General features: G+C 27.7%; 6 protein-coding genes. 3 read left to right on the top strand and 3 right to left on the bottom strand.

Annotation, left to right across the window (positions count from 1 at the left end; translation table 11 throughout):
* Positions 1-237: nitrous oxide reductase accessory protein NosL (locus AC30RD_RS04455; protein WP_489493084.1), on the top strand; the 237-nt coding region annotated here is incomplete at its 5' end.
* Here the strand turns inward: AC30RD_RS04455 and AC30RD_RS04450 are convergent.
* Both AC30RD_RS04450 and AC30RD_RS04445 read right to left on the bottom strand, forming a co-directional pair.
* Positions 238-612 (bottom strand): hypothetical protein, encoded by a 375-nt coding sequence (locus AC30RD_RS04450; RefSeq protein WP_489493082.1) that lies wholly within the window; start codon positions 610-612, stop codon positions 238-240.
* A complete protein-coding gene (locus AC30RD_RS04445; RefSeq protein WP_489493081.1) occupies positions 605-1186 on the bottom strand; it encodes a precorrin-2 dehydrogenase/sirohydrochlorin ferrochelatase family protein in 582 nt (193 codons plus the stop codon). Before AC30RD_RS04445 ends, AC30RD_RS04450 begins: the two co-directional genes overlap by 8 nt.
* 118 nt (positions 1187-1304) lie before the next feature.
* On the opposite strand from AC30RD_RS04445, the gene ahbA reads away from it, so the two are divergent.
* Positions 1305-2294 (top strand): siroheme decarboxylase subunit alpha, encoded by a 990-nt coding sequence (ahbA, locus tag AC30RD_RS04440; protein WP_489493079.1) that lies wholly within the window; start codon positions 1305-1307, stop codon positions 2292-2294.
* Positions 2287-2640, top strand: a complete 354-nt coding sequence (locus AC30RD_RS04435; RefSeq protein ID WP_489493078.1) for a hypothetical protein — start codon at positions 2287-2289, stop codon at positions 2638-2640. Before ahbA ends, AC30RD_RS04435 begins: the two co-directional genes overlap by 8 nt.
* A 1-nt stretch (position 2641) precedes the next feature.
* On the opposite strand, the gene AC30RD_RS04430 is transcribed toward AC30RD_RS04435, so the two are convergent.
* A partial coding sequence (locus tag AC30RD_RS04430; RefSeq protein WP_489493077.1) for a translocation/assembly module TamB domain-containing protein occupies positions 2642-4293 on the bottom strand: 1652 nt, incomplete at its 5' end.

Raw genomic sequence — 4293 nt, 5'->3', positions numbered from 1 at the left:
GATTTTAAAAAACTTCTTGTAAAAGATTATTTAAGCGGAGAGTGGATAGACGCAAAGAAAGCTTTATATATGTTTGGAAGCAAACTCCAGGGGCCAAAGGGGGACGATTTGATACCTCTTAGAAATCAAGATGCGGTAAATATATTTAGATTAAAATATGGTGGAACAAAAGTTTTAACTTTTCCCGATATCAAAAAAAGAGGATACGCTCTTATTAAATATCTTGATATGCCCTAATTAAGGAGAAAAGAAAAAGTTTTTAACCCAGCTTTTCTCTTTTTCATTTAAGGTTATACTTTTTATAACCTTTTTATTGTCATCCAAAATCAAAAGCTTATCTCCTTTTAGCTCTAAATGGGTTTTTCCCCATTTTTTTAACATATCGTCAAATGCTAAAAATACTTTTTCATTTGCGATATCCAAATCTTCTCCGGTTCTTTTATCAACTATATCCAAGCCTCCAAACTCTTTTTGAATCTTATATGGAAAATAGGGCATTATCTCATTATAAACCCTTAAATTTTTCTTTTGGGGCATGTTTGTAATAAGAGCTACCGCACTTAAAAAAATAAAAATAAAGAAAAAACCAAAAAACAGTTTTCTACTAAACATTTTCCTTCCTTTTAAAATATTTGTCAATATACTCTTTTGCTTTTTCATCTAAAAGTCTCATTCTCTCTTTACCTTTTGGTAACGTTTTTCTTAGATTTTTTATCTCTTTTATAAAAGAGGAGATATCTTTTGGAATTAAATTTTCAATAGCTCGTCTTAAATATTTGGATAGAGCAGGGGATGCTCCGGATGTGGAAAAGGAGATTATTAAATCATCTTTTTTTATGTATGAAGGAAAGATAAAATCGCAATAGTCTATACTATCTACACTATTACATAAAATCTTTTTTTCTTGACATTCAAGATAAACATTTTTTTGAAGATCTATATCGTCTGCTGCCACTATTACTATAAAAAAACCCTCAACATCCCCTTTTTCATACTCTTTTTTTATATATCTTAGGTTAAATTTATTTATAAACTCATTCACACTCTCTTCTATTTTTGGTGAAATTATAGTTATATTTTTTGTAAAATCAAGTAAATGGGATATTTTATCTGAAGCTATTTTGCCGCCGCCGATTACCAGTATTTTTTTGTTTTCAAGTTTCAAATATGCCGGAAAAAAACTCATATCTCTCCTTTTTGTTTAGATATAATAACATATAATATTAAAAAGGCATTTGATGACTATCAAGGAAAATTTTATAAATAAAAACTACAATTTTTAAAACTTTAATAAAAGGGCGCAGATGCAAAATGAGTTTTTAACGCTTATTCAAAAAGAGTTTCCTATCGAAGAGAGACCCTTTAAGGTTTTGGCGCAAAAATTAAACAGCTCAGAATCTGAAATATTAGAACTTTACAAAAAATTAAAAAATGAAAAGATTATCCGTCAAACTTCGGCGATTTTCGATACTAAATCTTTAGGATACGAATCAAGCTTGGTTGCTTTTATGGTAGATGATATTGAAGAGGCGGCTAAATTTATAAATACCCATCCAGGCGTTAGTCACAACTATGAAAGGGATAATGAATATAATCTTTGGTTTACAATTGCCGTTGAGCCAGACTCAAAGCTTGGGCTTAAAAGAAGTGTTGAATTGATGGCAAAAAAGGTAGGGGCAAAAGATTATATAATATTACCTACTATAAAAATGTTTAAAATAAAAGTTCAACTTGATTTAAAAGGAGATAGGGCAAAAAAGGAGAAGATAAAGAAAAAAGAAAAAATTAAATTTGATCTTAAACCTATCCATTATGAGTTGATAAAACTTTTGCAAGAGGATATAAAACCTCAAATTACCCCTTTTGAAAATATTGTTAAAAAATTAAATATTGATTATGAAGAGCTAAAAAAAGAGGCAAAAAGACTTCAAGATGGAGGATATCTAAGAAGATTTGCATCTATTTTATATCATAGAAGAGCAGGCTTTAGCGCAAATGCGATGGTTGTTTGGAATGTAGATGAAAAAAGAGCCTATGAGATAGGAGAAACTGTGGCTCAATTTAGCGCCGTAAGTCACTGCTATTTAAGACCGGTTTATCCAAACTGGCCCTATCCTCTTTTTTCTATGATACATGGAAAAACAAAAGAGGAGGTTGAAGAGGTTGTAAAAGAGATAGAAAAAGAGATAAAACCAAAAGATTATAAATATCTATATTCAACAAGAGAGTTTAAGAAACAAAGAATAAAATACTTTTCGCCTCAATTTAAAGAGTGGGAGAAAAAATATGCTTAATTTTTTTAAAGAAGAGGCGATATTTATATTTATCGCTTTATTTGTTTTTGCAATAGCTTTGTTTATAGTTACAAGACCTTTTGTAAATGTTAATGCAAAAAAGGTTTTATCTATACTTTCTCTTTTTTTGATAGGTGGGCTTATTTTTCATTATAATTATAGAATAAATCATATAAAAGAGGTAAAAAAGGCTTTTGAAGAGGGCAAAAATATTTTATGTTTGGATAAAACAAACAAGCTTGGACAGGTAATGGTAAAAAAAGGAGAATGGAAGCTAAAAGGGGATATTTTTGTTCACCCGGAATTTCCAAGAGGATACAATATAAGACAATGTATCGTAGAATAGGCTATTTTTCTATTTTATAAAATAGCTCTATCGAGTTTTTTTCGGGTGAAAGCGTTACTTCGCTTTGTAGATGTCTATCTATTTTATATCTTATTACGATAGTAGATATTTTATCGTTTTTATAAAGTATAGTTATTTTATCGGCTATTTTTTTGCCAATCTCAAATCCAATTCTGCTACCTGAGGTAATTAGAGAAAATTTATCAAGTTTCAACCCAAAAGACTCAACCAAATCTTTAATAAAAAAGTTGCTAAAGATTCCAGTAATTTTGTCACCGCCGGCAGATTTAAATAAAAGATTTGATAGTTTTGAGTCAAAAAGAATCATCGCTAAGATGTCGTTTTGAGAAAGATAAGGTTCAGATTCGAAAAAGATGAGGGGATTTCTTAAATCTCCGGTTATTTTAATATAAATGATATATTCATCTTTTTCATGTTCAACAAGAATATTTAAAAATGGGTTTTTAGGCGGTCCGTAAAAATCTATTTCGCTTTTTTTAATTTTGAAAATTTTTCTATTAAAGTTATAAACTCCATTTTTAACCAATATCTGTCCAAGAAGCTGGATATCTTTTTGAAACTCTTTATATACCGTAATATCAGGGATTAATGCTGCGTTTAGATCTTTTATGGAATATTTTATACTATTTTTTGAGAAGATATGTATATTTAAAAAGATATGATTTTTAAAAAATTCAGATTTTTCTTCTCTTTTTTTATCTACTATTATTATATCTTCATCTTCAACCAATTTTATTTTTCTTGGGTTATAAAAAATCTCTCCTTTTTTTAAAAAGATCTCTCCATCTGCGGATATATCTTTATTTTTTATATAAATATCGATATCGGCGTCTAAAATGGCAACCCCTTCAATAGATGAGTATTTATAATCTTTTGTCGATATTTTAAATTTTCCATATTTTTTAAAATCGTAAAACCCATCTATTTTTATTTTATCATCTATCCAAAACTCTTTTATTGATATTTGATTTTTTAAAAACTCGATTTTTGAACTTTTAGTAGCGTAAAACCCATGGTTTCCAAAAACGGCTGCATAATAATCTATAACAATATTTCTCATATCTCCCCTAAAATGTGTTTTAAAATATGATAAGGTTAAATAGTTATATTTTTTATATTCATACCAAAACCAAGGGGAGTTGATATCCGCAATATAACTTTTTCTTTTTAGATCGATAAATATTTTTGTATGGATTTGGGCATCAAAATTGTATGGGGGAAGATTGTAAAGATTTGAAATTTTGGTATAAAGATCTTTTAGGGAGTATATATCTAAATTTATATTTAATTTAGAAAAATTTCCAAAAATTTTTATATTTGTTTCCTTTGAAATCTTTATATCGGCTGAAAAATTTTTATCTTTAATGGATAAATTTGCTTTGGCAAATGAGTTATAAATATGGGCGAAAATCTTTTTATCAAATGAAACCTTTGCATAAATTGGAAATAGATTTTTATTGATATCTAATATAGAGTTTTTAGCCTTTCTTACTACAAAATCGATATTTTTATCTTGATATTTTCCTTTTATTTTTATCAAATTTGAAAATATACTAAAATTTAGTCTCAATTTTTCTTTATATTTTCCGTCAATTTTTAAAGTAAAATATATATCTTTTAAATTTTTAGGAT

The sequence above is a fragment of the Nitrosophilus sp. genome, assembly GCF_982775275.1.
This window is presented reverse-complemented; position numbering and strand designations above follow the sequence as displayed.